The following is a 25386-nucleotide window of genomic DNA, read 5'->3' as shown; positions in this document are numbered from 1 at the left end:
CTGCACACAACAACGCCAGGCGCGAGCGGTCGCGCCTGGCGTTGTTGTGTACGCAGCCCTTGACGGGCCGTATCAGAAGTCGCGCTTGTAGAAGATATCCAGCGAGCTGGCGATACCGCTGGCAGCCTCCAGGTAGACCTTCTTGCTGAGCAGGTAGCGCAAGGCGATGGTGTTGGCCGGCTCGAACACCCCTACGCCGTAGCGCAGGCTCAGGCGCTCGGTCAGCTTGCCGCTGGCCACCACGCTGGTGTTGTCGCCGCTGCCCTGGGTGTCGAGCTGGAAGTCCTCGATGCCCAGGCTCGATGCCAGGCTGCCGGTAATCCCCGCGCTGCCCGCCAGGCCCAGGCCCAGGGCCGCCTCCGCCAGCATGTTGTTGTCTTCGCCGGTATTGCCCAGCGGACGCCCCAGCACCAGGTACGACAAGGCCTGCTCCTGGCTCATCGCCGGCTCGGAAAACACCTGGGTGGTGGGCTGTTCGGCGCTGCCGCTGAGGCGGATGCCGGCAATCACGTCGTCGGTCTGGCGAATGGCCTCGATGTCCAGGTAGGGCTGGTCGATCGGCCCGGCAAACAGCAGCCGCGCACGGCGGATGGTCAGGCGCTGGCCATAGGCGCGGTAGCGCCCATCGGCCAGGCTGAGCTCGCCACGGGTATCGAGGTTGTCGCCAATGTGCACGCGCCCCAGCAGGTTGGCGGTCAGGCCGAAGCCGCTGAATGCCAGCTTGTCCTGCCCCACCTCCACGTCGATGTCCATGGCCACGGCCATCGGCGCCTTGCCCTGCTCGGTCTGGTGGCCGATGATGACCGTGTCATCCGACACCTTGACGGTCGAAGGCGGCAGTTCGCGCACGGTGATCTTGCCCTTGGGCACCAGCACCTTGCCGGTGACCGCGAGCTTTTCGCCGATCATGTGGATCTTCAGGTCCGGAGCCACCTCCAGGTTGGCGTAGGGTTCGACGGTGACCGGCAGGCGCTGCCCCTGCAGTTGCAACTCCACCGCCAGGCCCTGGGCCCAGCCGATCTGGCCACTCAGGCGGCCCTGGCCGACCGGGCCGCTCTTCCACTCGCCGCCCAGTTGCACCTGCTCGCCTGCGATCTGTGCCCGCAGGCTGAGGTCGCTGAGGCTGATGGGCAACTCGGCACCCGACACTTCGCCATTGCTCAGCGTCAGGTTGCCGTTGACCTGGGGCGCCAGCAGCGTACCGGTGATCTGTCCGCTGCCGTTGAGCTGGCCAGCCAGGCGCTCGACCATCGGCGCGAACGGCCGGCCCACCGACAGGTCCAGCCCGCTCAGGCGGAAGTCTCCGCTCAGCGGCTTGTTGCGCGCCAGTGGGTCGATACGCGCCGACAGGGTCAGCTCGCCCAGGCGCCCGCCCACGAACTCCAGGCGCGTGTCCACGCGGCGCGGGCCCAGGGTGCTGTTCAGGCGCAGCGCCTGGTACGGGAAGTCCAGCCATCGATCCTTTTCCCGCACCCGCAAGGTGCCGCCACTGGCGTCTACCACGATCGACCCCTTGGGCCCGCTGGCCGGCAGGTCGAGGTTGATGTCGGCATTGAGCATGCCCTGCCAGGCGAAGTCCTTGGGCAACCACTGTGCCAGGCTTTGCAGCGGGAATTGCTTGAGGTGGTAGCGCAGGCGCGGGTCGGGCATCAGGCGCTGGTCTTCACCACACAGGCTGGCCTGCCCGGAGCGCCAGCAATGGGCGCCGAAATCCACCTGCCCATTGGCCAGGCGCTGCAACCTGGCCGGTGCCTGCAGCTGCCAGTCCTGCCCGCCCGCCTGCACCTGGCCGCTGGCCAGGCGTCCGCGCCAGTTGCCCTTGTCGAGCTGACCGTCCAGGCCCAGGTCGAGCTTGAGTTGCGGCCCATCGAGGGCCAGTTGCAATTGCTGCTTGCCAATGTCGCCCTGGCCTTTGGCGGTCAGGGTGCCCAGGTTGGTTTCGCCCAGGCGGATCGACCCGGCCTGCAGGTCGATCAGGGCACGCGGGGCGCTGTCCAGCCGGGCGTCCAGCTCAAGGCGTTGCACGCGGTTTTCGGCCTGGCCCAGTTGCTGGCCCTGCAAGGTCAGTTGCCCCTGCGGCGCCTTGAGCGTACCGGCCACATCAAGCCGGCCCTTGAGCTGGCCTTGCAGTTGCGGCCACAGCTGGCCCAGGCGCGGCAGGTTGAGGTCAAGCTGACCCGCCAGGCGTTGCTGCACACTGGCGCTGCCGTTGATCTTGTTGTCCCCCAGCTGGATCAGCAAGGTGCCCAGGGTCCAGTTCTCGCCTGCACCGTCGGCCTTGGCCTGCAGCACGGCGGGCTGGCCGCGCAATCGCCCCTTGAGGTCCAGGTCGGCATTCAGGCGCAGCGTGTCGCCCTTGAGTTCGCCCTTGCTGCGCAGCGGGCCCGCCAGGGTGCCCGGCAGCTCGGCCAGCCAGTACGCCGGGTTGAGCGCCGACAATTCCAGTGCCGCGTCCCACGCCACGCCCTCGGCAAACTGCACGGCGACGCTGCCGGCCACCTTGCCCTGGCCGGCTTCAAGGGCCAGCTGTGGCAGGCTGACCTGGCCCAGGTCGCCCTTGAACGGGCTGCTGACCTTGAAGGCACCTGCCGGCCCGTCCAGGTCGCCACTGAAATCGCCCTGGTAGTTGCCGTCGCGGTAGTTGACCTTGGCGTTCAGGCGCCGCAGCGTGACCTGCGGAGCCTCGTCCAGCGGGTACAGGCGCAGCCACGGGAAGTCCAGCCAGTCGATGCTGGCATCGGCAACCAGACCGCTCTGCCAGTCGGCAGTGGCGCTGAGCGTGACACGCTGCTGCGCGGCGGCGCTCAGGTCCAGGGCGGCGATCTGGGCGCCCTTGGCATCCACCCGGCCACGCAGGCTCAGGCTGATCGGCCCCTGCTCGGCCGGCAGGCGACCGGCGCCCACCAGTTGGTAACCTTTTGCCAGGTCGCCATAGGCACTGAGTTCCAGCTGTTCGAACTGCAGGGTGTCCGGCAATCCGGCCGATGGCTTGAAGCCGGTGGCGCTCAGGCGTACCTGGGCCGGCAGGTGCTCGGCCAGGGGCTGCAATTGACCCGCCAGGCGCCCTTGCAGGTAGCCGCTGCTGTCGGCCTGCAGGTCGAGGCTTTTCTGCAGCTCGCCTTTTACATGCACCGCCAGTTGCCAGGGCTGGTCGTCGATGGCCGGCAGTTGCACCTGACCCTGCAGCTGCAACGGCCAGTCACCCACCGGTTGCAGCAGGCCGCTGAGGTTCAGGCTGAGGTCTTCGCGTTGCAGGTTCAGGCTGTCGATCTGCAGGCCCTGGGCGGTCCAGTGCGCAGCCAGTTGCAACTGGCTCAACTGCTCGCTGCCGTCCAGATGCAACTGGCCGACCTGTACTTCGCCCAGTTCGATCGCCACTGGCAACTGGAGGCTGGGCAACTGCAGCGGGCCGCTGTCGGGCGCTGCCTCGCTGGGGGCGAAGTCCAGGTTGACCTGCCCGGCGCGCAGCTGGTCGATGCACAAGGTCATGCGCAACAGGCAGCCGGGCGACCAGGCAAACACCGGTGCAAGCACTTCGACCCGGTCCTCGCCCTGCTGCCAGATCAGCCGATCGGCCTGCCATTGCCCGCCAAGGCGGCCCTGAAAATTGTCCAGCTGCAAGCCCGGCACCAGGCTCAAGGCCCAGCGGCTGCCGGCCTGGGTACCCAGCAGGATACCCACGGCCAGCACCAGCACGACCAGCAGCGCCAGCAGGGCCAGCAGGGCCAGCCCGCCGCGTTTCAACACCTTGCTCACAACTCGGGCCCCATGGAAAAGTGCAAACGTATGCCGCCGTCATCGTCCAGCGCCTTGGCCAGGTCGAGCCGCAGCGGGCCGACCGGCGACACCCAGCGTACACCGAAGCCGACGCCGGTCTTGCGGCTGGGAAGCTCCAGGCTGTTGAACGAGTTGCCCTGGTCGACGAAGGTCGCCAGGCGCCACTTCTCGGCGATCGAGTACTGGTACTCGGCACTGGCGGCCACCAGGTAGCGCCCGCCGATACGGTCGCCATCGGCGTTCTTGGGTGAAAGGGTCTGGTAGTCGTAGCCACGCACGCTCTGGTCGCCACCGGCAAAGAAGCGCAGCGAGGGGGGCACCGACTTGTAGCCGTTGGTGGCGCTGCCGCCGAACTGCACCCGGCCCAGGAAGCGGTGGTTCTGCGCCACGGTGGTCAGGCCCTTGAGCAGCACGTTGCCATGCAGCAGGTTGGTGTCGGACAGCAGCCCTTCCTTGGCCACCTGCGCGTCGAACTGCAAGCGGTAGCCGTTGTGCGGGTCGATGCGGTTGTCGCTGCGCAGGTAGCTGTAGCTCACACCCGGCATCAGCAGGGTGCTCAAACCCGAATCATCACCCAGACGGTACTCTTCGCGCTGCCACTTGAGCGATACCACGCGCTGCCAGCCGCTGGGCAGCTTGCTGTGCCATTCCGGGCCCACGGTGAGCAGTTTGCTGAGGCTGTCGGTGCCGGCGATCTCTTCGTTCTGGTAGCCGCCGGCAAAGCGCAGCTTGTCGGTCAACGGCGGGTCGAGCGGTATGTCGTACCACAGGCCGACGTTCTGGCGCGGCGCCGAAAGCTCGGTTTCCAGGCCATAGCTGTGGCCTTGCGGGTTGACCCAGTGGCGGGTCCAGTTGGCCTTGCCGCGCGGCCCGACGTCGGTCGAAAAGCCCAGGCCCAGGCCCATGGTGCGGGGCTTGCGGGTTTGCAGTTGCACCTCTACCGGGATGCTCTGCGCCACGGCGGCAGTGGGCGCAGCGTCGACCCGCACGCCTTCGAAGTAGCCGCTCGATTGCAGCGCGTTGTTCAGTTCGGCGATCAGTTCGGAGTCGTAGGGGGTGCCTTGCTTGAAGGGCACCATGCGTTGCAGCAGGCTCTCGTCGAACGGCGCGTCGCCTTCGAAGCGGACCTTGCCCAGCTGGTAACGCGGGCCGCTGTCGTACACCAGCTCGATATCCGCCACACCCGCCGCCGGGTCGACCGCCAGGCGCTGGCGCAGGAAATGCCCGCTGAAGAAACCGTAGCGCGAGGCCTGGTTCTGGATCAGCCGCTTGGCGTCCTCGTAGTTGCCATGGTTGAGCACTGCCCCAGGCCGCAGCGCCTTGCTCGAAGGAACCCGGAAGGCCGTCATCTCGCTGGCCGGGCCCTCGACGCGCACGGTCACCTCGCGCAGGCGCACCGGCTCGCCCGGCTCGATGCTGAGCACCAGTTGCGGGCCCTTGTCGGCCTTGGGCGAAGGTTTGACCTGGCTGTCGATCTGCGCCTGGTAGTAGCCCAGAGCCTGGGCGGCTTTTCTGGCCTGCTCCACGGCGCCGCGGCTGAAGCGCAGCAGCGCTTCTTCATCGCGGGTGCCAAGGCTGCCGATATAGCCTTCGACGTTGGCCTTGAGCTCGTTGTTGGCGGGCTTGATGCGTACTACCAGCTCGCTCTGTGCGTACACCGCGCAGCTGGCAACCCATAAAATCAACCCGCAGGTGAATCGTCCTGAATACGTCATAGGCGCGGATGCTACCAGAGCTTGGCGGTTGCCCGCAGCTCGCCGACGGTCTGATACACCACCCCTTCAGGCCTGTGCCTGGCGCAAACGCTGGGGATTGGGATGAAAAAACACATGCTCGCGGATTGGTCCTACAGCAATTTCACCGATTTCCAGGTAGCCCTGTCGCTTGTAGAACTCGAGGTAGTGGTCATTGCCGGTATTCAGTACCACCCCTTCGGACTGTTCGTCCTCGGCGCACCAGTCATGCAGCGCCAGCAGCAACTGTTCGCCATAGTGATGTCCCTGGAACTGCGGGTGAATGCCCAGGAGCGGCAGCACATGCACCGCGTCGCCCGGCACACAGGCCATGACCGCGGCCTGGTAGTCCAGGTAGCGCCGGGTACAGCGCAGGCCGGCGCTCAGCAGCATGCGCAGGCGCCACGCCCAGCTCTCGGTGATGCCCAGGCGCCGCTGCGGCGGGGCGATCAGGGCGATGCCGATCAGCCGGTCCTGCACCAGCAGGCCCAGCGCCGGCAGGTCCTGAAAGAAATGCTGACGCACCAGCTCGCGTACCGTGGCGCGCACGCGATGGTCGTAGCCGGGGCGATCGGCCTCGAACAGGTAGCGGAAGGTCGGCTCATGCCGGTAGGCCTGGTACAGCAGCGAGCGCGCCTCACGGCTGTAGCCGCTGTCGAGCTGACGAACTTCGGCCGGTACGGCAGGGGTATCGGACATGGTGACTCTCCTGGTGGGCTTCAATGCCTCTTTCTGAGTAGTGCGCGCTGGCCAACGTTCCCTTTGACTATAGGCCAGGACGCCACGCGTGCTGACACGCCGGGCGCCATCGGCTAGCATTCCCGATTTGCTCAGGATTGCGCCCCCCATGAAGATCGTCTCGTTCAACATCAATGGCCTGCGCGCCCGCCCCCATCAACTGGCCGCGCTGATCGAAAAGCACCAGCCGGACGTGATCGGCCTGCAGGAAACCAAGGTGTCCGACGAGCAGTTCCCGCTGGCCGAGGTGCAGGCGCTGGGCTACCACGTGCACTTTCACGGGCAGAAGGGCCACTACGGTGTCGCCCTGCTGTCGCGCCAGGCGCCGCTGAGCCTGGTCAAGGGCTTCAGCACCGATGAAGAGGACGCGCAGCGGCGTTTCATCTGGGGCACCTTCGCCGACGAGCACGGCAACCCCATCACCATCATGAACGGCTACTTCCCCCAGGGCGAAAGCCGTGACCACCCCACCAAGTTCCCGGCCAAGCAGCGCTTCTACGAAGACCTGCAGGCCCTGCTCGAATCCCGATTCCAGAACGACCAGCCACTGGTGGTGATGGGCGATGTGAACATCTCGCCCGAGGACTGCGACATCGGCATCGGCCCCGACAATGCCAAGCGCTGGCTGAAGACCGGCAAGTGCAGCTTCCTGCCCGAAGAGCGCGAGTGGATGGCGCGCCTGAAGAACTGGGGCCTGACCGACAGCTTCCGCCATCTGCACCCGGAAGTGGCCGACCGCTTCAGCTGGTTCGACTACCGCAGCCGCGGCTTCGAGGACGAGCCCAAGCGCGGGCTGCGCATCGACCTGATCCTGACCTCCCAGGCACTGCTGCCGCGCATCAAGGCCGCCGGGGTCGACTACGAGTTGCGCGCCATGGAGAAACCCTCCGACCATGCGCCGATCTGGCTGGAACTGAACTGAGTCATGCGCTCGATGGCAGTCATTGGACTGTCATCGATCTGTCTTAATCTGCGCTCACCATCTTGAGTGCAGAGCACCCCCGGCAATGTTGCGATCTTTCTGTCTGCTGCTTGGCCTGCTGCCGGCGCTGTGCTGCGCCGAGCCGGCCAGCCTGCGCCTGCAAGGCTCCAATACCGTGGGCAGCGTGCTCGGCCCCGCGCTGGTACGCGGCCTGCTGCAGGCCCAGGGCGCCCGGTCGATCCAGACCCTGCCCGGGGCACGGCCCAACGAGGTGTGGGTGCAGGGGGTTTCGCCACAGGGCCAGACACTGCGCGTGAGCATTGCCGCCCATGGCTCGAGCACCGGCTTTGCCGCGCTCAAAAGCGGCGACGCCGACCTGGCGGCCACCTCACGCCCGATCAACGACAGCGAGCAGCAGGCGCTGCACGCGCTGGGCGACCTGAAAAGTGCCGACGCCGAACAGGTCATCGCCCTCGATGGCGTGGCCGTCATCGTGCACCCGGACAACCCGCTGCCCCAGCTGAGCACCACGCAACTGGCGCAGATCTTCGCCGGCCGCATCACCACCTGGGATGAACTGGGCGCCGGCAGCGGGCCGATCCACCTCTACGCCCGCGATGACCGCTCGGGCACCTTCGACACCTTCAAGGCCCTGGTGCTGGACGCCCAGCAGTATTCGCTGGCCAGCCAAGCCAGGCGTTTCGAGTCCGGCGAGCAGTTGGCCGACGAGGTCAGTGCCGACCGCCAGGCCATCGGTTTCAGCAGCCTGGCGTCGGTGCACGGGGCCAAGGTGCTGGCCATCGTCGACGGCACCTCCCAGGCCATGCTGCCGACCCCCGCCCTGGTGGCCAGCGAAGACTACCCGCTGTCGCGGCGACTGTACCTGTACCTGCCGCCCGCCCAGCGCAACCCGCTGGCCAATGCCCTGGTGGAGTTCGCCCAGAGCGCAGCGGGCCAGGCCATCGTGGCCAGCAGCGGGTTCGTCGCACAGCAGGTGCGGCCGGTCCAGGTACAGGCCTTGCCGGGCATGCCGGCGCAGTACCGCCAGTTGATCGCCAACGCCAGGCGCCTGAATGTCAATTTCCGCTTCCAGGAAGGCAGCGCCAGCCTCGACAACAAGGCGCTGCGCGATGTGCAGCGCGTGCTGGCGTACCTGCGCGAACACCAGAAGCTGCAGCACAGCGTGGTGCTGGTGGGGTTCGGCGACGCCAAGGACGACCCCGACCGCGCCGCCCTGCTCTCGCGGCTGCGAGCCATGGCGGTACGCCGCGAACTGGTGCGCGAAGGGGTGAACCTGCGCGAAGTGACGGGCCTGGGCGGTCAGATGCCAGTGGCGACCAATGCCGCCGAAGAAGGCCGAATCCGCAATCGCCGCGTGGAAGTCTGGGTCTACTGACCCACCCACCCGGGAAACCATTTGTAACAGCCTCCCCCCTCACCCTTTCCAGAGGCGAGCTAGGCTTTGGCTCAGTGACACCGGGCCCCTCTGACGGCTGATCGCCGCCATGTCGGAGTCACAGTTGTTTTCATACAACTACGACGACAAGGAGGGGCTCATGAGCGCTCTGCCGTTATTTCTCTTCGACGACTTCCTGGGCACGGCCGTGTGGCTGTGGCTGGTGTTCATCACCCTGGTGGTGGCTCTGCTGGTCCTGGACCTTGGCGTGCTGCACCGTCGCCCGCACGACATCGAAATGCGCGAAAGCCTGCTGCTGTACTCGGCCTACTTCAGCGTGGGGCTGCTGTTCGGTGGCTGGGTGTGGCTGGAGCTGGGTGCGCAGAGCGCGCTGGAGTTCTACACCGGGCTGCTGGTGGAGCAGTCGCTGTCGATGGACAACGTGTTCGTCATGGCGATGATCTTCGGCTTTTTCGGCATCCCGCGCCGCTACCAGCATCGCGTGCTGTTCTGGGGCATTCTGGGCGTGGTGGTGCTGCGCGCCCTGATGATCGGCCTGGGCAGTGCGCTGGTGCAGGAATTCGACTGGATACTGTACCTGTTCGGCGCATTCTTGCTGTTTACCGGCCTCAAGATGCTGTTCACCCGCCACGAAACGCACCCGGACCTGGCACACAACCCGGTGATCAGGTTCGTGCGCCGGCACATGCGCGTGACCGATGACCTGCATGGGGCGCGCTTCTTCGTGCGCCTCAAGCCGGCTGGCCAGCCCAGGGCACTGCTGTACGCCACGCCGCTGTTCCTGGCCCTGGTGCTGATCGAGCTGGCCGACCTGGTGTTCGCGGTAGACAGCGTGCCGGCCATCCTGGCGATCACCCAGGACCCCTTCATCGTGTACACCTCCAACATCTTCGCCATCCTGGGCCTGCGTGCGCTGTACTTCGCCCTGGCGGCGCTGGTGCACCGCTTCGTTTACCTCAAGTACGCCCTGGCGCTGGTGCTGATATTCATAGGCGGCAAGATCTTCGCCCACGGCCTGATCGGCAAGGTGCCGCCGCTGCTGTCGCTGTGCGTGACGTTCGGGCTGCTGGCCGGTGGCGTGCTGCTGTCGCTGTTCAAGACACGAACGGCGGCCGAGGAGGTGAAACGGGTGGAGTAGCCTCGGGCAGCGTGTCGAATACCCTCGCGGATCATGCCCGCCCCACCCGGTCAGCAGGCGATCCGCGAGGGCATCGACGCGGGCTCAGTGCCCGCTGCGCAGCATCTCCCGGGGCACGTACTTGCCGATCTCGTACTTGCCGATCGCCGCGCGGTGCACTTCATCCGGCCCGTCGGCCAGGCGCAGGGTGCGTTGCATCGCGTACATGTAGGCCAGCGGGAAGTCGGCACTGACCCCTGCCCCGCCGTGAATCTGGATGGCCCGGTCGATCACCTTCAGCGCCACGTTCGGTGCCACCACCTTGATCTGCGCGATCTCGCTGCGGGCCACCTTGTTGCCGACGGTGTCCATCATGTAGGCCGCCTTGAGGGTCAGCAGCCGGGCCATGTCGATCTCCATGCGCGAGTCGGCGATCTTGTCGATGTTGCCACCCAGGCGCGCCAGCGGCTTGCCGAATGCGGTGCGCTCGGCCGAACGCTTGCACATCAGCTCAAGGGCACGCTCGGCCATGCCGATCGAACGCATGCAGTGATGGATGCGCCCCGGCCCGAGACGGCCCTGGGCGATCTCGAAGCCGCGCCCTTCGCCCAGCAGCACGTTGTCATACGGTACGCGCACGTTCTCGAACAGCACCTCGGCGTGGCCGTGGGGCGCATCGTCGTAGCCGAACACCGGCAGCGGGCGAACGATCTTCACCCCCGGTGCATCGGTAGGCACCAGGATCATCGAGTGCTGCTGGTGACGCGGCCCGTCCGGGTTGCTCAGGCCCATGAAGATCATGATCTTGCAACGCGGATCGCAAGCGCCGGAGGTCCACCACTTGCGGCCGTTGATCACCCACTCGTCACCGTCGCGCACCGCCCGTGCGGCCATGTTGGTGGCATCGGACGAGGCCACGTCGGGCTCGGTCATGGCGAACGCCGAACGGATCTCACCGCGCAGCAGCGGCTCCAGCCACTGGCGTTTCTGCGCCTCGCTGCCGTAGCGCACCAGGACCTCCATGTTGCCGGTGTCCGGGGCCGAGCAGTTGAACGGTTCCGGCCCCAGCAGCGAGCGGCCCATGATTTCGGCCAGCGGCGCGTACTCCAGGTTGGTCAGGCCGGCGCCCAGCTGCGACTCGGGCAGGAACAGGTTCCACAGGCCCTCGGCCTTGGCCTTGTCCTTGAGTTCTTCCATGATCGCGGTCGGCTGCCAGCGATCACCTTCGGCAACCTGGCGTTCGAACACCGCCTCGGCGGGATATACATAGGCGTCCATGAACGCGGTGACGCGTTCGCGCAGTGCCTGGACCTTGGGTGAATAGGCGAAATCCATGAGCGGTACCTGCTGGGAAAGGCGAGTGATTTAAGAGATCTGGCTTGGATGCTAGATCACCGGGCAAAATCCACCTAGCCTATTCTCGGCGTGTATAAACATTCATAACCGATATATGATCGGGCCATAACTCCAACAAGAGCGGCATCCATGAACCTCAGCAAGGTCGATCTGAACCTGTTCATCGTCTTCGATGCGATCTACACCGAAGCCAACCTGACCCGTGCCGGGCAGATCGTCGGCATCACCCAGCCTGCGGTGTCCAATGCGCTGGCGCGGCTGCGCGAGACCTTCAACGACCCGCTGTTCGTGCGCACGGCCCAGGGCATGGTGCCCACGCCCATGGCCCAGAACATCATCGGCCCGGTGCGCAATGCCTTGTCGCTGCTGCGGGTGTCGGTGCAGGAGAGCCGCATCTTCAACCCCTTGCAGGCCAACAAGACCTTCCGCATCAGCATGACCGACCTTACCGAGGCGGTGGTGCTGCCATCGCTGTTCCAGCGCCTGCGCCGGCTGGCGCCGAACGTGGTGATCGAGAGCTTTCTGTGCAAGCGCCGCGAGACCACCAAGGAGCTGGCCGCCGGACGCCTGGACTTTGCCGTGGATGCACCGCTGAACACCGACCCGCAGGTGCGTCACGTCAAGCTGATGCAGGACCCGTTCGTGTGCGCGATGCGCCAGGGCCACCCGCTGGCCAGGGACAGCATCAGCCTGGAGGATTACCTGAGCCTGACCCACATCCAGATCTCCAGCCGGCGCAACGGCCTGGGTTACGTGGACCTGGCGCTCGGCAAGCAGGGGCTCAAGCGCAAGATCGCGCTGCGCTCGCAGCATTACCTGATGGCCTCGCAGGTGCTGCAGCAGACCGACATGGTGATGACCGTGCCGGAGCGCTTCGCGCGGCGCCATCAACTGAGCTACGTGAGCCTGCCGGTGGGCGACGTGCCGCCTTTGGAAACCCACCTGTACTGGCATGAAAGCACCGACCAGGACCCGGCCAACCGCTGGATGCGCGAGCAGATGATCGAGTTGTGCCAGGCGGTGGTGGCGCAGGACGAGCGGGAGGCACGCGCATAAGCTGCGGGCTGCGTTGAAGCTATCGCGGGTCGAGCCCGCTCCCACCCGACCTGCGCTGAAGCTGTGGGAGCGGGCGTGACCCGCGACAGGCATCCCGAATGCCTGCTTGACGTATACGTCAACCAGCCAGTAGCTTAGCCGCATGCCCCCTTCCCCGAGCCATGCAATGAGCAGCCAGACCTACAGCATCTCCGACCTTTCCCGCGAACTCGACATCACCACCCGGGCCATCCGCTTCTATGAGGAGCAGGGCTTGCTCAGCCCCGAACGTCGTGGCCTGGAGCGTGTGTATTCGGCCCGCGACAAGGTCAGCCTCAAGCTCATCCTGCGCGGCAAGCGCATCGGTTTCTCGCTGGCCGAGTGCCGCGAGCTGATCGAACTCTACGACCCCACCAGCGGCAATCAGAAACAGCTGCACAGCATGCTGGCGAAGATCGCCGAGCGCCGCGCCCAGCTCGAACAGCAACTGCTCGACATCCAGCAGATGCAGCTGGAACTCGACACCGCCGAGGAGCGCTGCCAGCAGGCGCTGGCCACCACCCTGAACAATCAGAAAAACGGCCATTGAGGCCCACAGGAACCCTAGCCATGTCATTGCCTACCCATGTGCGTCTGGTAGAAGTCGGCCCCCGCGACGGCCTGCAGAACGAAGCCCAACCCATCAGCGTGGCGGACAAGGTCCGCCTGGTGGATGACCTGACCGACGCCGGTGTGTCCTATATCGAGGTGGGCAGCTTCGTCTCGCCCAAGTGGGTACCGCAGATGGCCGGTTCGGCCGACGTGTTCGCCAGCATCCGCCAGCAGCCCGGCATCACCTATGCGGCGCTGGCCCCCAACCTGCGCGGTTTCGAAGACGCACTGGCCGCAGGCGTCAAGGAGGTGGCCGTGTTCGCCGCCGCGTCCGAGGCGTTTTCGCAGCGCAACATCAACTGCTCGATCAGCGAAAGCCTGCAGCGCTTCGCGCCAATCATGCAGGCGGCGCGCGAACACGGGGTGAAGGTACGCGGCTATATCTCGTGCGTGCTGGGCTGCCCCTATCAAGGCCAGGTAGATGCCGAGCAGGTCGCCCCCATCGCCCGCGAGCTGCGCGACATGGGCTGCTATGAAGTGTCGCTGGGCGACACCATCGGCACCGGCACCCCGGGCGCCACCCGCCGCCTGTTCGAAGTGGTCGGCGCGCAGGTGCCACGTGCCGAGCTGGCCGGGCACTTCCACGATACCTACGGCCAGGCGCTGGCCAACGTGTACGCCAGCCTGCTGGAGGGAATCAACGTGTTCGACAGTTCGGTCGCCGGCCTGGGCGGCTGCCCGTATGCCAAGGGCGCCAGTGGCAACGTGGCCAGTGAAGATCTGCTGTACCTGCTGCAGGGCCTGGGCATCGAGACCGGCATCGACCTGGACAAGCTGATCGACGCCGGCCAGCGCATCAGTGCCGTGCTGGGCCGCGCCAGCGGGTCGCGTGTGGCCAGGGCACGCGCTGCCCGGTAACGGTGCGCAGCAACAGGGCCAATGGGGGGGTGAGTGTTACCGCCCCCACACCCGACAGGGAAAATCCGGGTAACACGGAAACAAATCAGCACAATTTCCCGTGGCGATTTTTCCACCAAACCAGCAAACCATTGATTTTATTGGGTTTTAAAAAGTTGGCACGGCACCTGCTATATCTTTCGTACAACAACAATAAAAAATGCGACAACCCAATAAAAATAAGACGTACCGGCTCTGACATAACAAGAACAACACGGCAGAGGCGCAGCTAACAGATTTTTTTGAAGTGGATGGCTTTTCGGGGGCGTGCCCCGCGACCTGACAGAGAACAATAAAACTACCCCAAGGTAGCGCCCGTCTCGGTTGGATCAGCAATGATAAAGGTCGATCAGCGCTCAAAAAAATACGTTTGCTCTTGATCCCGGATGGGGATCGCAACGCAACAAGAGGCAAGGGTCGCCAAAAACAACAATAGACCACCCTCCAATAATAAAAAGAGCACACGCAACAAAATTTGAGGGGAGCCCAGGCTCCCCTCAGTGCTTGCTGCCCTACTCGTTCTGCTGGTCATCCTCTGGCTTGCGCTTCTCCAGGCGGTCGACCACCCACGGCATCACCCCCAGCACCAGCAACGCCAGCACCGTGCTCACCAGTGCAGTGGCTTCGCGCCCCATGCCTGCGGCCACGCCGATGGCGGCGGTCATCCACAGGCCCGCAGCAGTGGTCAGGCCCTTCACATGACCCGCATCGTCCTCCTTGCCCTTGAGTATGGTGCCCGCCCCCAGAAAGCCGATGCCGGCGACGATCCCCTGCACCACCCGACTCAACGCTGCGTCGTCCGCCCCGGCCATGCGCGGCACCAGCACGAACAGCGCCGCACCGATGGCCACCAGCATGTGCGTGCGTACTCCCGCCGCCTTGCCCTTGAGCTCGCGCTCGAAGCCCAGCACCGCCCCCAGCAGCGCAGCCATCAACAGGCGCACCGTCACCTGCGTCAGTTGCTTGGCATCGGTGATATCGGCGAATTCGGCAATCAGTGTCGACCAGACTTGGTGCCACCAGGCGTCCATGAGCAGCGTCCATCAGCAAGGGGATACTGGATGGACAACAGCCTGGCGCGCGAGTGCTGTCGACCGCTGATCGGCCACGCTCAGCAACCCGGCCGGCAACGGGGTCACAGCTGTAAGCCCCCCCGTTCGAGGACACCGCCATGCCCATTGAAATCAACGAAACCACCAAGCGCTGCACCCTGATAGCCGACGACCTCAACATCGAAGGTGAAGCGGCAGAGGTGCAGATCATCACCGATGCCGTCCTGCGCATGTCGATCGCGACCCTGGCCGGGCAACGGGTGCCGATCACCGAGGCAGAGGCTGACGCGCTCACCGTGGCAGGTGCGGTGGATAGTCGCAGGCATTTGAAGACCTCCGAGGAGGGCTCGATCATATAAGGGCTGCAGGGTTTCAAGGGATAATCTGATACGGTTTTTATCCAGATACCTGCACCTGTTATGCAAACAGATGGGACGCCATAGTGCTCTGGCCTGATCGAGGCCTGATGAGCGACGAACCATGAGCGAACGAATTCCCGTCCAGATCGTTGAAATTGCCGAGCCCTCCACGTTCAAGAAGAAGGCCGCCAGCAGCGACAGACACATCCACACCCGTAGCTTCACCGGCTTTTTCCGAAACCTGCGCCTGGGTGGCGCGGGTTTTCTGTTTCTGCTGTTTTTCGGCACCGTCTGGCTGAACTGGGACGGGCGCCAGGCGGTCCTCTGGGACCTGGCCGACAGCAAGTTCCACATCTTCGGCGCCACCTTCTGGCCGCAGGACTTCATCCTGCTGTCGGCGCTGCTGATCATCTGCGCCTTCGGCCTGTTCGCCATCACCGTGTTCGCCGGGCGCGTCTGGTGCGGCTACACCTGCCCGCAAAGCACCTGGACCTGGGTGTTCATGTGGTGCGAAAAGGTCACCGAGGGCGAACGCAACCAGCGCATCAAGCTCGATGCGGCGCCCTGGGGCCCCAACAAGCTGGCGCGCCGCGCAGCCAAGCACACCCTGTGGCTGGGCGTCAGCCTGCTGACCGCACTGACCTTCGTCGGCTACTTCACCCCCATCCGGCCACTGACCCAGGAGCTGTTCACCCTGCAGCTGGGTGGCGTCAGCCTGTTCTGGATCCTGTTCTTCACCGGTGCCACCTACATCAACGCCGGCTGGCTGCGCGAGGCGGTGTGCATGCACATGTGCCCGTATGCCCGGTTCCAGAGCGTGATGTTCGACAGGGACACCCTCACCATCGCCTATGACCCGCAGCGCGGCGAGTCGCGCGGGCCGCGCAAGAAGGACGCCAACCACAAGGCCCAGGGCCTGGGCGACTGCATCGACTGCCACATGTGCGTGCAGGTATGCCCCACCGGCATCGACATCCGCGACGGCCTGCAGATGGAGTGCATCGGCTGCGCCGCCTGCATCGACGCCTGCGACAGCATCATGGACAAGATGAGCTACCCACGCGGGCTGATCGGCTACAAGTCCGAGCACACCCTGCAAGGCGGCACCACCCAGTGGATGCGTCCGCGCCTGCTGGGCTACGTGACCGTGCTGGTGGTGATGATCGGCGCCCTGGTGATCGCCCTGCAGCAACGCCCGATGGTGTCGATGGACGTGATCAAGGACCGCGGCCTGTTCCGCGAGAACGCCCTGGGGCAGATCGAGAACATCTACACCCTCAAGGTCATCAACAAGACCCAGCAGCCGCAGACCTACCGCCTGCGCCTGGTGGACGCCGAGGGCTTCGAACTGCATGGCAAGACCGAGTTCACCCTGGCGGCCAGCGAGATGAGCGATATACCGGTCTCGGTGGCGATGCTGGCCGACCGTGCGCCCAGCAGCTCCCAGGAGATCAGCTTCGAACTCATCGACACCGACCAGCCGAACGTGCGCAGCCTTGCGCGCAGCCGTTTTGTCGCGCCTTTGAACCGCTGATCACATACACTCCGCTGAGTCAGACCGCCCAGAGCCATGATGAAACGCTACGAGAAATTCGCCGACGACATTGCCGAACTGATTCGCTCCGGGGTACTCGGCCCCGGCCAGCGCGTGCCGTCGGTGCGTTACGCCAGCCAGACCCACGGGGTCAGCCCGTCCACGGTGTTCCAGGCCTACTACCTGCTGGAGCGTCGCGGGCTGATCCGGGCCCGGCCGCGCTCGGGCTACTTCGTCAACACCCACGCCCCGCGCCAGTTCAACGAGCCGCAGATCATCGAGCAGGCCAGCGAATCGACCGAGGTGGACGTCAGCGAGCTGGTGTTCTCGATCCTCGACTCGATCAAGGACCCGCAGACGGTGGCCTTCGGTTCGGCGTTCCCCAGCCCCAACCTGTTCCCGCTGCCGCGCCTGGCGCGCTCGCTGGCCAGCGCCAGCCGCGAGATGGACCCGCGCATGGTGGTCACCGACCTGTCGCCGGGCAACCCGCAACTGCGCCGCCAGATCGCCCTGCGCTACATGGTCGGCGGCTTGATGCTGCCGATGGAAGAACTGCTGATCACCAACGGTGCGCTGGAGGCATTGAACCTGTGCCTGCAGGCGGTAACCGAGCCGGGTGACCTGGTGGCCATCGAGGCACCGGCGTTCTATGCCTGCCTGCAGATTCTGGAGCGGCTCAAGCTCAAGGCGGTGGAGATTCCGGTGCACCCGCGCGAAGGCATCGACCTGGGGGTGCTGGCGCAGACGCTGGAGCGGCATCCGGTCAAGGCCGTGTGGTGCATGACCAACTTCCAGAACCCGGTGGGCGCGAGCATGCCGGAAGACAAGAAGAAGCAGCTGGTCGAGCTGCTGAGCGTGCACCAGGTGCCGCTGATCGAAGACGACGTGTATGCCGAGCTGTACTACGCGCAGCAGGCGCCCAAGCCGGCCAAGGCATTCGACACCGAAGGGCTGGTGATGCATTGCGGCTCGTTCTCCAAGAGCCTGGCGCCGGGCTACCGGATCGGCTGGGTGGCGGCCGGGCGCTATGCGCAGAAGATCGAGCGGCTCAAGCTGATGACCTCGCTGTGTGCATCGATGCCGGCGCAGGCGGCGATTGCCGACTACCTGCAGCATGGTGGCTACGACCGCCACCTGCGGCGCCTGCGCTATGCGCTGGAAGAGCAGCAGAACGCCATGCTGGCGGCGATTGCCCGGCACTTCCCGGCGCAGACGCGGGTCAGCCACCCCAGCGGCGGGTACTTCCTGTGGCTGGAGCTGCCGGAGCAGATGGACTCGCTGAAGCTGTTCCAGATGGCATTGGCCCAGGGCATCAGCATTGCGCCGGGGCCGATCTTTTCGCCGACGCGGCGGTTTCGCAACTGCATCCGCCTCAATTACGGCAGCCCCTGGACCGAGCAGTCGGAGCAGGCGATGGAGACGCTGGGGCGGATCGTGCGGTCGTTCTGAGGGGCTGGCATGACGGTCAACGCCCCATCGCGGGTCAAGCCCGCTCCCACATGACTGCGGTGATCCTGTGGGAGCGGGCCTGACCCGCGATTGGGTCGGTGCAGCCCCTTGCCCACACCCGCACAATCGCGCACCATCCCCTCCCGCACTTGCCCACGGATGGCCCCGGATGAAACCGCTGTACCTGCTACTGGCCCTGCCCCTGCTGCCCGCCTGCAGCCTGATCGGTTTCGTCGCCAAGGAAAGCGTCGTGGGCGCCACCAGCCACTACGGCTTGAGCAGCACCACGCTGATCGCCGAACTCCCGCCCAACCACGGCGTCACCTATAACGCCAGCTACGCCCCGCTCGACCCGTACCGCTGCACCGTGGCTTCCCCCGCCACCGGCGGCATGCGCTCGCGCCCCAACCAGTACCGCACCGACCAGGCCGATGCGCACCCCGACGCGCGCACCGTCACGTTCAGGATCCCGCTGACCTACACCATCGGCAGTTGCACCCAGCAACTGGACAACATCACAGTGAGCATCAAGTCCCCCAGCGGGCGGTACAGCCTGGCGGGGGTCAAGGTATTGCCGGCACTGCCCGACGGCACTGGGCCGGTGCGCGACGCAGACCCCGAGCTGGTTGTGCGCCGCCTGTGCGGCACGGCCTACCACATCGTGCCCGGGCATGAGCGCCACGTGCTGGCCAGGGACATCGACTGCCTCGCCGCCGACAGCCAGTGGCAACCCCTGGAGCGGACCTCCAGGCACCCCGGCCCGGTCGCCAACGTCGCCTACACCCAGCTGAACAAGACCGACCTGCGCTTCGTGTACCGCCTCATCGACAAGGAGTGGCCGCTTTATCCCGAGAACTGGTCACCGGTCGGCAATGGCATGAAGCCCTGCGCTTCACAATGGAAGTGGGTTGGCGAAGCCTCCTGCAGCTACCGCCAGCAGACCTTCAGCACCTTCGAGATGGACGGGCGCCAATGCACCACCTACCCGGGCCGCTCGTAACCGCGTCGCCCCTTCAACGGGCCTCCCCCGCACGCGGCTTGTAGAACAGGAACCTGGGGGTTTCGGCGGTCTTCAAGTACGTCCTGGCCCACGCGGGATGCACATGGCGGTCATGAAAGTACATCGCACCATCGGTGCTGTCGGTCAGTTGCTGATTCAGCGCCTTGCGCGCGATTTCCTTGGCCACGGTGTACTGCACCGGCTCTTCCACATCGTCCGAGCGCCCGTCGCACCACCACGAGAACTGGCATGTACGCTCCTTGATGCCCTGCTTGACCACCTCGCACACGGTGCCCGGAAACCCTTCGTGCCCCAGCCGGTTCATCACCACGCTGGCCACACCCTGCATGTCCGCCGCCTCACCGCCCTTGGCCTCCCAGTAGAGGGTGCGCGCCAGGCAGGTGATCGCGTCATCCAGCGCGGCCTCGCCCTTGGGGTCGACCGCCTGCACTTCGCTGCGGGTGATGGCCTGGTCGCTGGGTACGCTGGCCTCGCGCCCCTGTTCGGCAGCCTTCTGCTCCAGCACCTGGGCCTTGTCTTCGGCTACCGCCGCAGGCGGCGCCGCGGCGGCAGAGCCCGGCAGAACAGCGATCAACCACACGGCAAGACAGCAAACTGCAGCGAATGAGCGCATGACCGAGCCTTCTTGTGAGCCTCTGATAGATGCACAGTAGCTGCAACCGGCGATTTGCGCCGCCCTACCCCAGCAGCTCGCGCAGGCGGTACCACAACATGCCCAGCGCCAGCAGTGGCGAGCGCAGGGCCGGGCCGCCGGGGAAGGTCATGTGCGGCACCTTGCTGAAGATATCCAGGCCCTGGCTATGCCCGGCGTGGATCGCCTCGGCCAGCAACTTCGCCGTCCAGTGGGTGACGTTCACCCCGTGCCCCGAATAGCCCTGGGCGTAGAACACGTTGGGGTGCTGCTGCAGGCGTCCCACCTGCGGGAAGCGATTGGCGGTAATGCCGATCTTGCCGCCCCACTGAAAGTCGATGCGCACATCCGCCAGCTGCGGGAACACCTTGAGCAGCTTGGGCAGCATGTAGCCGGCGATATCCGCCGGGTCGCGCCCGGAATAATGGCAGGCCCCGCCGAACAGCAGGCGCCGGTCGGCAGTAAGGCGGTAGTAGTCCAGGCCGACCTTCTGGTCGCACAGCGCCAGGTTCTGCGGGATCAGCCCGGCGGCGCGCGGTGCCGACAGCGGCTCGGTGGTGATGATGTAGCTGCCGGCCGGCAGCACCTTGCCGCTCAGGCGTGGCTCCAGGTCGTCCAGGTGCGCATTGCACGCCAGCACCAGGCTGCCGGCCCGCACGCTGCCGCGCGCGCAGCGCACCTGCACGGTGGGGCCATGCACCAGTTCGAGCACCGTGCTGTGCTCGAACACCTGCACCCCCAGCGACGCCGCCAGGCGCGCCTCGCCCTGCACCAGGTCGAGCGGGTGCAGGTGGCCGGAGCCCATGTCCAGCAGCCCGCCGGCATACACCTTCGACGCCACCACCTCGTGCATCTGCTGCGGCCCGTAGAGTCGGGTCTGGTGCCGATAGCCCAGCGCCTCCAGGCTCTGCTGTTCAGCCTGGAACGCTGCGTACTGCGCCGGGGTATTGGCCAGCTCGCAGAAGCCCCAGCGCAGGTCGCAGTCGATGCCGTCCTCCTGCACCCGGCGGCCCACCACCTCCACCGACTCGATGCCGGCGCGTTGCAGGTAGGCCACCCCTTCCTGCCCCACGTAGCGGGCAAACCCCGACACCTCGTGGCCGATGCCGCGAATCAGTTGCCCGCCGTTGCGCCCGCTGGCACCCCAGCCGATGCGCCGCCCCTCCAGCAACACCACCGAAAGCCCGCGGCGAGCCAGTTCGATGGCGGTGTTGACCCCCGTGAAGCCACCGCCGATCACGCACACATCGGCGATCAGGTCCTGCTCCAGCGTGGGGTAGTCGGCCTGGCGCCTGGCCGTCGCTGCGTAGTACGAACGGGCGTGTTGCGCATTGCCATTCACGTTGTTCATTTGCTCGATTTCACTTTGCTCCACGAGCGGGTCATCAAGCGCATGATGGCCGGCGTGGGGGTGCTGGAGATGTACAGTTTGTCGAGCACCGCCTGGGGCGGATACACCTCGGGGTTGTCGACCAGGTCGGCGGCCATGTACTGGCGCGAAGCCGGCGTCGGGTTGGCGTAGCCCACCAGGGTGCTGACCTTGGCGATCACCTGCGGGTCCATCAGGTAGTTGATGAAGGCGTGCGCCTCCTTGGGGTTGGTGGCATCGGCCGGGATCGCCAGCAGGTCGAACCACAGGTTGCTGCCCTCCTTGGGAATCGAATAGGCGATGTTCACGCCGTTGTGGGCTTCCCTGGCGCGGTTGGCCGCCTGGAACACGTCGCCGGAGTAACCGAAGGCGATGCAGATGTCGCCGTTGGCCAGGTCCGTGACGTACTTGGAGGAATGGAAGTAGGTGATGTACGGGCGCAGCGCCAGCAGCTTGGCCTCGGCCTTCTTGTAGTCCTGCGGGTTTTCGCTGCGCGGGTCCAGGCCCATGTAGTTGAGCACTGCCGGGAACAGCTCGTCGGCAGAATCCATGAACGACACGCCGCACTGGCTGAGTTTTTTCAGGTTCTCGGGCTCGAACAGCACCGCCCACGAATCGATATGGTCGATGCCCAGCACCTGCTTGACCTTGTCGACGTTGTAGCCGATGCCATTGGTGCCCCACAGGTAGGGCACCGAGTGGCGGTTGCCGGGGTCGTTGTCCTCCAGTTTCCTGAGCAGCACCGGGTCGAGGTTCTTCCAGTTGGGCGGTTGCGAGCGGTCCAGCTCCAGAAGCGCCCCGGCCTTGATCTGGCGCGCCAGGAAGTGGTTGGACGGCACCACCACGTCGTAGCCGGTGCGCCCCGCCAGCAGCTTGCCCTCCAGGGTTTCGTTGGAGTCGAACACGTCGTAGATCACCTTGATCCCGGTCGCCCCCTGAAAGTCGGCCAGGGTGGTGGGGCCGATGTAATCGGTCCAGTTGTACACGCTGACGCTCGGCTGGGCCTGTGCGGCGGCCCCCCACAGCAACCCCAGGGCCACCGGCAACACGGATTTCAACAGACGCATATCGACACCTCTTCTGATTGTTTTATCGATGATCGGCAGGTCAGCGCATCACACGCTCAGCAGCAGGAACTCGCGCTCCCACGAACTGATCACGCGCTTGAAGTTCTCGTGCTCGGCGCGCTTGACCGCCACGTAGCCACGCACGAACTTGCTGCCCAGGTAGCGTTCGATGGTCGGGCAGTCTTCCATGTGCGCCAGCGCGTCCTCGATGGTGATCGGCAGGCGCAGGTTGCGCCGTTCATACGCACGCCCCTGCACCGGGGCGCTGGGCGCGATGCCCTCGACCATGCCCAGGTAGCCACACAGCAGGCTGGCGGCAATCGCCAGGTACGGGTTGGCATCGGCGCCGGGCAGGCGGTTCTCAACGCGCATCGACTCGGGGCTGGAGGTGGGCACGCGCAGGCCCACGGTGCGGTTCTCTTCGCCCCACTCCACGTTCACCGGTGCCGAGGTGTCGGGCAGAAAGCGGCGGAACGAGTTGACGTTGGGCGCGAACATCGGCAACACCTTGGGGATGTACTTCTGCAGGCCGCCGATGTGCTGCAGGAACAGCTCGCTCATGCTGCCGTCGTCATTGACGAAGATCGGCTTGCCGGTGGCGCTGTCGACCACGCTCTGGTGCAGGTGCATGGCGCTGCCCGGCTCGTCGCCCACCGGCTTGGCCATGAAGGTGGCGGTGACGTTGTGCTTGAGTGCGGCCTCGCGCATGGTGCGTTTGAACACGGTGATCTGGTCGGCCAGGTCCAGGGCGTCGCCGTGGCGGAAGTTGATTTCCATCTGCGCCGGGCCGTCTTCGTGAATCAGCGTGTCCAGGTCCAGGCCCTGGGCCTCGCACCAGTCGTAGACGTCCTCGAACAGCGGGTCGAACTCGTTGGCGGCATCGATGGAGAACGACTGGCGGCCACTTTCGGCGCGGCCCGAACGGCCCAGTGGCGCCTGCAACGGCAGGTCCGGGTCTTCGCAGCGCTGGGTCAGGTAGAACTCCATCTCCGGTGCCACGATCGGTTGCCAGCCCTTGTCGGCGTACAGCTTGAGGACTTTCTTGAGCACGTTGCGCGGCGACAGCTCGATGGGGTTGCCCTGCTTGTCGAAGGTGTCGTGGATCACGATCGCGGTGGGCTCCAGCGCCCAGGGTACCGGGTAGATGGCCGTCGAGTCGGGGCGGCAGAGCATGTCGATGTCGGCCGGGTCGAGCAGGTCGTAGTAGATCTCGTCCTCGACGAAGTCGCCGGTCACGGTCTGCAGCAGCACACTTTCCGGCAGGCGCATGCCTCGCTCATGCAGGAACTTGTTGGTGGGGGCGATCTTGCCGCGGGCGATACCGGTCAGGTCGGTGACCACGCATTCCACTTCAGTGATCTTGTGTTCTTTCAGCCAGGTGGACAGCTGATCGAAGGGGGTATTCATGAGAACCTCGTTGTCGTGATGCAGGGCATGCGCAAGGGTGTGTGTGGCGCGGGCGGGCAAGGCCTGGCTTCCCCTGCGCCGCGTTGAGGTCTATCTTGGTGCCGCAGCTGCGGCTGCATCTATCCACTTTGAGCAGAAGAAAATGCACCAAAGCAGTGCATTCAGAGGTTCTCATGACAACCCCGTCGCCCTTGCGGGTACAGGCCTTCACCAGTGCCGATGTGGCCGAACAGGTACGCGCGACGCCAGGCTGGGCACAGCACTACCAGCAGATGTCACCCGGGCACTTTGCCGGCATGGTGCGCTGCCTCGACCTGCAGGGCGTGGAGGTGTACGAAGAGCGCATGAACACCCGGGTGGAGCAGAGCTTCAGCGCCCCCGGCGGTTCGCTGTCGTTCTGCTTCGACCGCAGTGACAACAGCCTGTACGTGCTCAATGGCGAAAGCCGCAACATCTGGATCACCCCCGAGAACTACCAGGAAGTGGCCGTCGTGTTCGGCCCTGCGTTCGTGCGTGAGCACGGCGTGGACGTTGCGGCGCTCGAAGGTCTGTTCATGGCACCGCTCAATTCCCAGCGCAATGCCTTGTTCAGCGGCTGGCTGAGCAGTACCCTGACGCGCCTCTCGCAGAGCGAGGACGCGCCGTGCCAGCAGGTGCTGGCCAGGCAGTTGCTGGACGATTGTCTGTACATTCTCGACACCGCCTCGGTGTGCCTGGACCGCGGCGAGCTGTGGCGGCGCACCGAGGAGCGCATCATCATGCGCAAGGTCAGCGAATGGGCGGCAGATTCGCCGGAGGAGTCATTGAACCTGCTGCAACTGGCGCAGGTGGCCGGCAGCTCGGTGCGTCAGTTGCAGCATGCGTTCAAGGCGTACACCGGCATCACGCCCAGCCACTGGCTGCGCCTGCGCCGCCTCAATGGCGCGCACCGCGAGCTGCTGACCGCGTGCGGCCACACCGTGGCGGAAGTGGCAATGCGCTGGTCGTTCTGGCACCTGGGGCGGTTTTCCAGCAGTTATCAGGCGCTGTTCAAGGAGTTGCCCAGTGAAACCCTCAAACGACGCAAGGAGACACGGTATGGCTTTTGACTGGCATGGCGGAGTGATTACCCGGGATACACCGGTGGGCGAGGATTACCGCAACACGCAGAACGTGCGGCGGTTCATGCGTGAGCAGTGTGGCGAGGATTTCAGGTTCGACCGGCCGTTGATGGCGTGGATAGTCGATGGTACGGCGCGGACGATGGGGGATGTGGTGGATGAGTGGGCCAGACGTCGTAGTGCTTAGCTGAACCCGCGACATCTCTGCGCAAGTACCCACTGGCAGCCCAGGCTGGTATTGTGCCGCCCTGCAAACCCAACTGGATGACTGTGAGGAAATGACGTTGAACGCTGATGCGAACATGACCGGGGACCTGTTCGAAGTCGACAAGCGCCTGGGCCTCAAACCCGTGGTGGACTTCAACACCTACCTGCGCGCCGCATTCGCCGACGGCGCCTGCGCATGCAGCCGCTGCCTGGAAAACAAGGGCGACGAGAGCGGCTACGCCTTCGCCCATACCTTCGACTTCCAGGGCCAGGTCACCCATCGCCGCTTCGCCACCACCACCGCCAGCGATGTGCTGATGGTCCTGAAAAAAGCCTGGCTGTCCTACACCAAGGCCGAACTGGATGTCAGCGGCAACCTGGACCTGGACGCCATCAAGGCCTTCGTCGAGCCACAACTGCACAAACGCCTGGTGCCACTGTTCGTCGCCAGCGGGCTGGTTGTCGAGGTCGACGGGCAACTGGTGCTGCAAGCCCAGGCCGCCGCCTGACGGCCATGCCTGGGGCGCGCTGCCGGCAGAGCCGGCAA

22 protein-coding genes are annotated in these 25386 nt (G+C 65.4%); 13 read left to right on the top strand and 9 right to left on the bottom strand.

Features of this window, described 5'->3' with window-relative positions:
• Positions 1-72: 72 nt before the first annotated feature.
• The 3 genes from MF6396_RS14930 to MF6396_RS14920 form a co-directional block, all read right to left on the bottom strand.
• Complete coding sequence (locus MF6396_RS14930; protein ID WP_443217207.1) at positions 73-3756, bottom strand: translocation/assembly module TamB domain-containing protein; 3684 nt, start codon at positions 3754-3756, stop codon at positions 73-75.
• Positions 3753-5492 (bottom strand): autotransporter assembly complex protein TamA, encoded by a 1740-nt coding sequence (locus MF6396_RS14925; protein ID WP_078480755.1) that lies wholly within the window; start codon positions 5490-5492, stop codon positions 3753-3755. The genes MF6396_RS14930 and MF6396_RS14925 overlap by 4 nt, the downstream gene beginning before the upstream one ends.
• 66 nt (positions 5493-5558) lie before the next feature.
• Complete coding sequence (locus MF6396_RS14920) at positions 5559-6209, bottom strand: GNAT family N-acetyltransferase (protein ID WP_043860883.1); 651 nt, start codon at positions 6207-6209, stop codon at positions 5559-5561.
• 148 nt (positions 6210-6357) lie between these two features.
• On the opposite strand from MF6396_RS14920, the gene xthA reads away from it, so the two are divergent.
• From xthA to MF6396_RS14905, 3 genes are all read left to right on the top strand, one after another.
• Positions 6358-7170, top strand: a complete 813-nt coding sequence (gene xthA / locus MF6396_RS14915) for an exodeoxyribonuclease III (protein WP_043860884.1) — start codon at positions 6358-6360, stop codon at positions 7168-7170.
• A gap of 85 nt (positions 7171-7255) precedes the next feature.
• Positions 7256-8566, top strand: coding sequence for a substrate-binding domain-containing protein (locus MF6396_RS14910; protein WP_078480754.1), 1311 nt, complete (start codon positions 7256-7258; stop codon positions 8564-8566).
• A 160-nt stretch (positions 8567-8726) separates the two neighbouring features.
• Complete coding sequence (locus MF6396_RS14905; protein ID WP_078480753.1) at positions 8727-9725, top strand: TerC family protein; 999 nt, start codon at positions 8727-8729, stop codon at positions 9723-9725.
• 84 nt (positions 9726-9809) lie between these two features.
• Here the strand turns inward: MF6396_RS14905 and MF6396_RS14900 are convergent, their stop codons facing one another.
• A complete protein-coding gene (locus MF6396_RS14900; RefSeq protein ID WP_043860887.1) occupies positions 9810-11039 on the bottom strand; it encodes an acyl-CoA dehydrogenase in 1230 nt (409 codons plus the stop codon).
• 150 nt (positions 11040-11189) lie between these two features.
• On the opposite strand from MF6396_RS14900, the gene MF6396_RS14895 reads away from it, so the two are divergent.
• The 3 genes from MF6396_RS14895 to MF6396_RS14885 all read left to right on the top strand — a co-directional run bounded on the left by MF6396_RS14895 (position 11190) and on the right by MF6396_RS14885 (position 13604).
• Positions 11190-12116, top strand: a complete 927-nt coding sequence (locus MF6396_RS14895; protein WP_058541227.1) for a LysR family transcriptional regulator — start codon at positions 11190-11192, stop codon at positions 12114-12116.
• 166 nt (positions 12117-12282) lie between these two features.
• Positions 12283-12684 carry a MerR family transcriptional regulator gene (locus MF6396_RS14890; protein ID WP_043860889.1) on the top strand — a complete coding sequence of 134 codons (402 nt, stop codon included), beginning with the start codon at positions 12283-12285 and terminating at the stop codon, positions 12682-12684.
• Positions 12685-12704: 20 nt separating this feature from the next.
• Positions 12705-13604 (top strand): hydroxymethylglutaryl-CoA lyase, encoded by a 900-nt coding sequence (locus MF6396_RS14885; RefSeq protein WP_043860890.1) that lies wholly within the window; start codon positions 12705-12707, stop codon positions 13602-13604.
• Between the two features lie 551 nt (positions 13605-14155).
• On the opposite strand, the gene MF6396_RS14875 is transcribed toward MF6396_RS14885, so the two are convergent.
• Entirely contained in the window at positions 14156-14674 is a 519-nt protein-coding gene (locus MF6396_RS14875; RefSeq protein WP_043860891.1) for an MgtC/SapB family protein, read from the bottom strand.
• Positions 14675-14814: 140 nt separating this feature from the next.
• Here MF6396_RS14875 and MF6396_RS14870 point away from each other — a divergent pair, with 140 nt between their 5' ends.
• The 4 genes from MF6396_RS14870 to MF6396_RS14855 all read left to right on the top strand — a co-directional run bounded on the left by MF6396_RS14870 (position 14815) and on the right by MF6396_RS14855 (position 19037).
• Complete coding sequence (locus MF6396_RS14870) at positions 14815-15054, top strand: DUF3203 family protein (RefSeq protein WP_078480752.1); 240 nt, start codon at positions 14815-14817, stop codon at positions 15052-15054.
• Between the two features lie 121 nt (positions 15055-15175).
• Positions 15176-16588, top strand: a complete 1413-nt coding sequence (ccoG, locus tag MF6396_RS14865; RefSeq protein ID WP_043860893.1) for a cytochrome c oxidase accessory protein CcoG — start codon at positions 15176-15178, stop codon at positions 16586-16588.
• A 39-nt stretch (positions 16589-16627) separates the two neighbouring features.
• A complete protein-coding gene (mapR, locus tag MF6396_RS14860) occupies positions 16628-18037 on the top strand; it encodes a GntR family transcriptional regulator MpaR (RefSeq protein ID WP_043860894.1) in 1410 nt (469 codons plus the stop codon).
• A 169-nt stretch (positions 18038-18206) separates the two neighbouring features.
• Positions 18207-19037 carry a hypothetical protein gene (locus MF6396_RS14855; protein WP_078480751.1) on the top strand — a complete coding sequence of 277 codons (831 nt, stop codon included), beginning with the start codon at positions 18207-18209 and terminating at the stop codon, positions 19035-19037.
• Between the two features lie 13 nt (positions 19038-19050).
• On the opposite strand, the gene MF6396_RS14850 is transcribed toward MF6396_RS14855, so the two are convergent.
• From MF6396_RS14850 to MF6396_RS14835, 4 genes are all read right to left on the bottom strand, one after another.
• Positions 19051-19671 (bottom strand): cell wall hydrolase, encoded by a 621-nt coding sequence (locus MF6396_RS14850; protein WP_058541232.1) that lies wholly within the window; start codon positions 19669-19671, stop codon positions 19051-19053.
• A gap of 64 nt (positions 19672-19735) precedes the next feature.
• Positions 19736-21040: an NAD(P)/FAD-dependent oxidoreductase gene (locus MF6396_RS14845; protein WP_078480749.1), complete on the bottom strand. Its 1305-nt coding sequence runs from the start codon at positions 21038-21040 to the stop codon at positions 19736-19738.
• A complete protein-coding gene (locus tag MF6396_RS14840) occupies positions 21037-22125 on the bottom strand; it encodes a polyamine ABC transporter substrate-binding protein (RefSeq protein WP_078480748.1) in 1089 nt (362 codons plus the stop codon). Before MF6396_RS14840 ends, MF6396_RS14845 begins: the two co-directional genes overlap by 4 nt.
• A gap of 48 nt (positions 22126-22173) precedes the next feature.
• Entirely contained in the window at positions 22174-23532 is a 1359-nt protein-coding gene (locus MF6396_RS14835; protein WP_043860899.1) for a glutamine synthetase family protein, read from the bottom strand.
• A 173-nt stretch (positions 23533-23705) separates the two neighbouring features.
• On the opposite strand from MF6396_RS14835, the gene MF6396_RS14830 reads away from it, so the two are divergent.
• The 3 genes from MF6396_RS14830 (at position 23706) to MF6396_RS14820 (ending at position 25348) form a co-directional block, all read left to right on the top strand.
• Positions 23706-24620, top strand: coding sequence for a helix-turn-helix domain-containing protein (locus MF6396_RS14830; RefSeq protein ID WP_078480746.1), 915 nt, complete (start codon positions 23706-23708; stop codon positions 24618-24620).
• On the top strand, positions 24610-24819 hold the full coding sequence (locus MF6396_RS14825) for a DUF6434 domain-containing protein (RefSeq protein ID WP_043860901.1): 210 nt from the start codon (positions 24610-24612) through the stop codon (positions 24817-24819). The genes MF6396_RS14830 and MF6396_RS14825 overlap by 11 nt, the downstream gene beginning before the upstream one ends.
• Before the next feature lie 91 nt (positions 24820-24910).
• The gene (locus tag MF6396_RS14820; protein WP_054915124.1) at positions 24911-25348 is read left to right on the top strand and encodes a hypothetical protein; all 438 of its coding nucleotides are present in this window, start codon (positions 24911-24913) and stop codon (positions 25346-25348) included.
• Positions 25349-25386 lie beyond the last annotated feature (38 nt).

The organism is Pseudomonas sp. MF6396 (assembly GCF_002018915.1).
GTDB lineage: Bacteria > Pseudomonadota > Gammaproteobacteria > Pseudomonadales > Pseudomonadaceae > Aquipseudomonas > Aquipseudomonas palmensis.
This window is presented reverse-complemented; position numbering and strand designations above follow the sequence as displayed.

Excerpts from the sequence above, each read along its gene's own strand:
- MF6396_RS14830 (WP_078480746.1), top strand. The coding sequence starts at position 23,706 with ATGACAACCCCGTCGCCCTTGCGGGTACAGGCCTTCACCAGTGCCGAT.
- MF6396_RS14875 (WP_043860891.1), bottom strand. The coding sequence starts at position 14,674 with ATGGACGCCTGGTGGCACCAAGTCTGGTCGACACTGATTGCCGAATTC.
- MF6396_RS14900 (WP_043860887.1), bottom strand. The coding sequence starts at position 11,039 with ATGGATTTCGCCTATTCACCCAAGGTCCAGGCACTGCGCGAACGCGTC.
- mapR (WP_043860894.1), top strand. The coding sequence starts at position 16,628 with ATGAAACGCTACGAGAAATTCGCCGACGACATTGCCGAACTGATTCGC.
- MF6396_RS14855 (WP_078480751.1), top strand. The coding sequence starts at position 18,207 with ATGAAACCGCTGTACCTGCTACTGGCCCTGCCCCTGCTGCCCGCCTGC.
- MF6396_RS14835 (WP_043860899.1), bottom strand. The coding sequence starts at position 23,532 with ATGAATACCCCCTTCGATCAGCTGTCCACCTGGCTGAAAGAACACAAG.
- MF6396_RS14845 (WP_078480749.1), bottom strand. The coding sequence starts at position 21,040 with ATGAACAACGTGAATGGCAATGCGCAACACGCCCGTTCGTACTACGCA.
- MF6396_RS14920 (WP_043860883.1), bottom strand. The coding sequence starts at position 6,209 with ATGTCCGATACCCCTGCCGTACCGGCCGAAGTTCGTCAGCTCGACAGC.
- MF6396_RS14885 (WP_043860890.1), top strand. The coding sequence starts at position 12,705 with ATGTCATTGCCTACCCATGTGCGTCTGGTAGAAGTCGGCCCCCGCGAC.
- MF6396_RS14905 (WP_078480753.1), top strand. The coding sequence starts at position 8,727 with ATGAGCGCTCTGCCGTTATTTCTCTTCGACGACTTCCTGGGCACGGCC.
- MF6396_RS14910 (WP_078480754.1), top strand. The coding sequence starts at position 7,256 with ATGTTGCGATCTTTCTGTCTGCTGCTTGGCCTGCTGCCGGCGCTGTGC.
- xthA (WP_043860884.1), top strand. The coding sequence starts at position 6,358 with ATGAAGATCGTCTCGTTCAACATCAATGGCCTGCGCGCCCGCCCCCAT.
- MF6396_RS14840 (WP_078480748.1), bottom strand. The coding sequence starts at position 22,125 with ATGCGTCTGTTGAAATCCGTGTTGCCGGTGGCCCTGGGGTTGCTGTGG.
- ccoG (WP_043860893.1), top strand. The coding sequence starts at position 15,176 with ATGAGCGAACGAATTCCCGTCCAGATCGTTGAAATTGCCGAGCCCTCC.
- MF6396_RS14820 (WP_054915124.1), top strand. The coding sequence starts at position 24,911 with ATGACGTTGAACGCTGATGCGAACATGACCGGGGACCTGTTCGAAGTC.
- MF6396_RS14850 (WP_058541232.1), bottom strand. The coding sequence starts at position 19,671 with ATGCGCTCATTCGCTGCAGTTTGCTGTCTTGCCGTGTGGTTGATCGCT.
- MF6396_RS14890 (WP_043860889.1), top strand. The coding sequence starts at position 12,283 with ATGAGCAGCCAGACCTACAGCATCTCCGACCTTTCCCGCGAACTCGAC.
- MF6396_RS14895 (WP_058541227.1), top strand. The coding sequence starts at position 11,190 with ATGAACCTCAGCAAGGTCGATCTGAACCTGTTCATCGTCTTCGATGCG.
- MF6396_RS14825 (WP_043860901.1), top strand. The coding sequence starts at position 24,610 with ATGGCTTTTGACTGGCATGGCGGAGTGATTACCCGGGATACACCGGTG.
- MF6396_RS14925 (WP_078480755.1), bottom strand. The coding sequence starts at position 5,492 with ATGACGTATTCAGGACGATTCACCTGCGGGTTGATTTTATGGGTTGCC.
- MF6396_RS14870 (WP_078480752.1), top strand. The coding sequence starts at position 14,815 with ATGCCCATTGAAATCAACGAAACCACCAAGCGCTGCACCCTGATAGCC.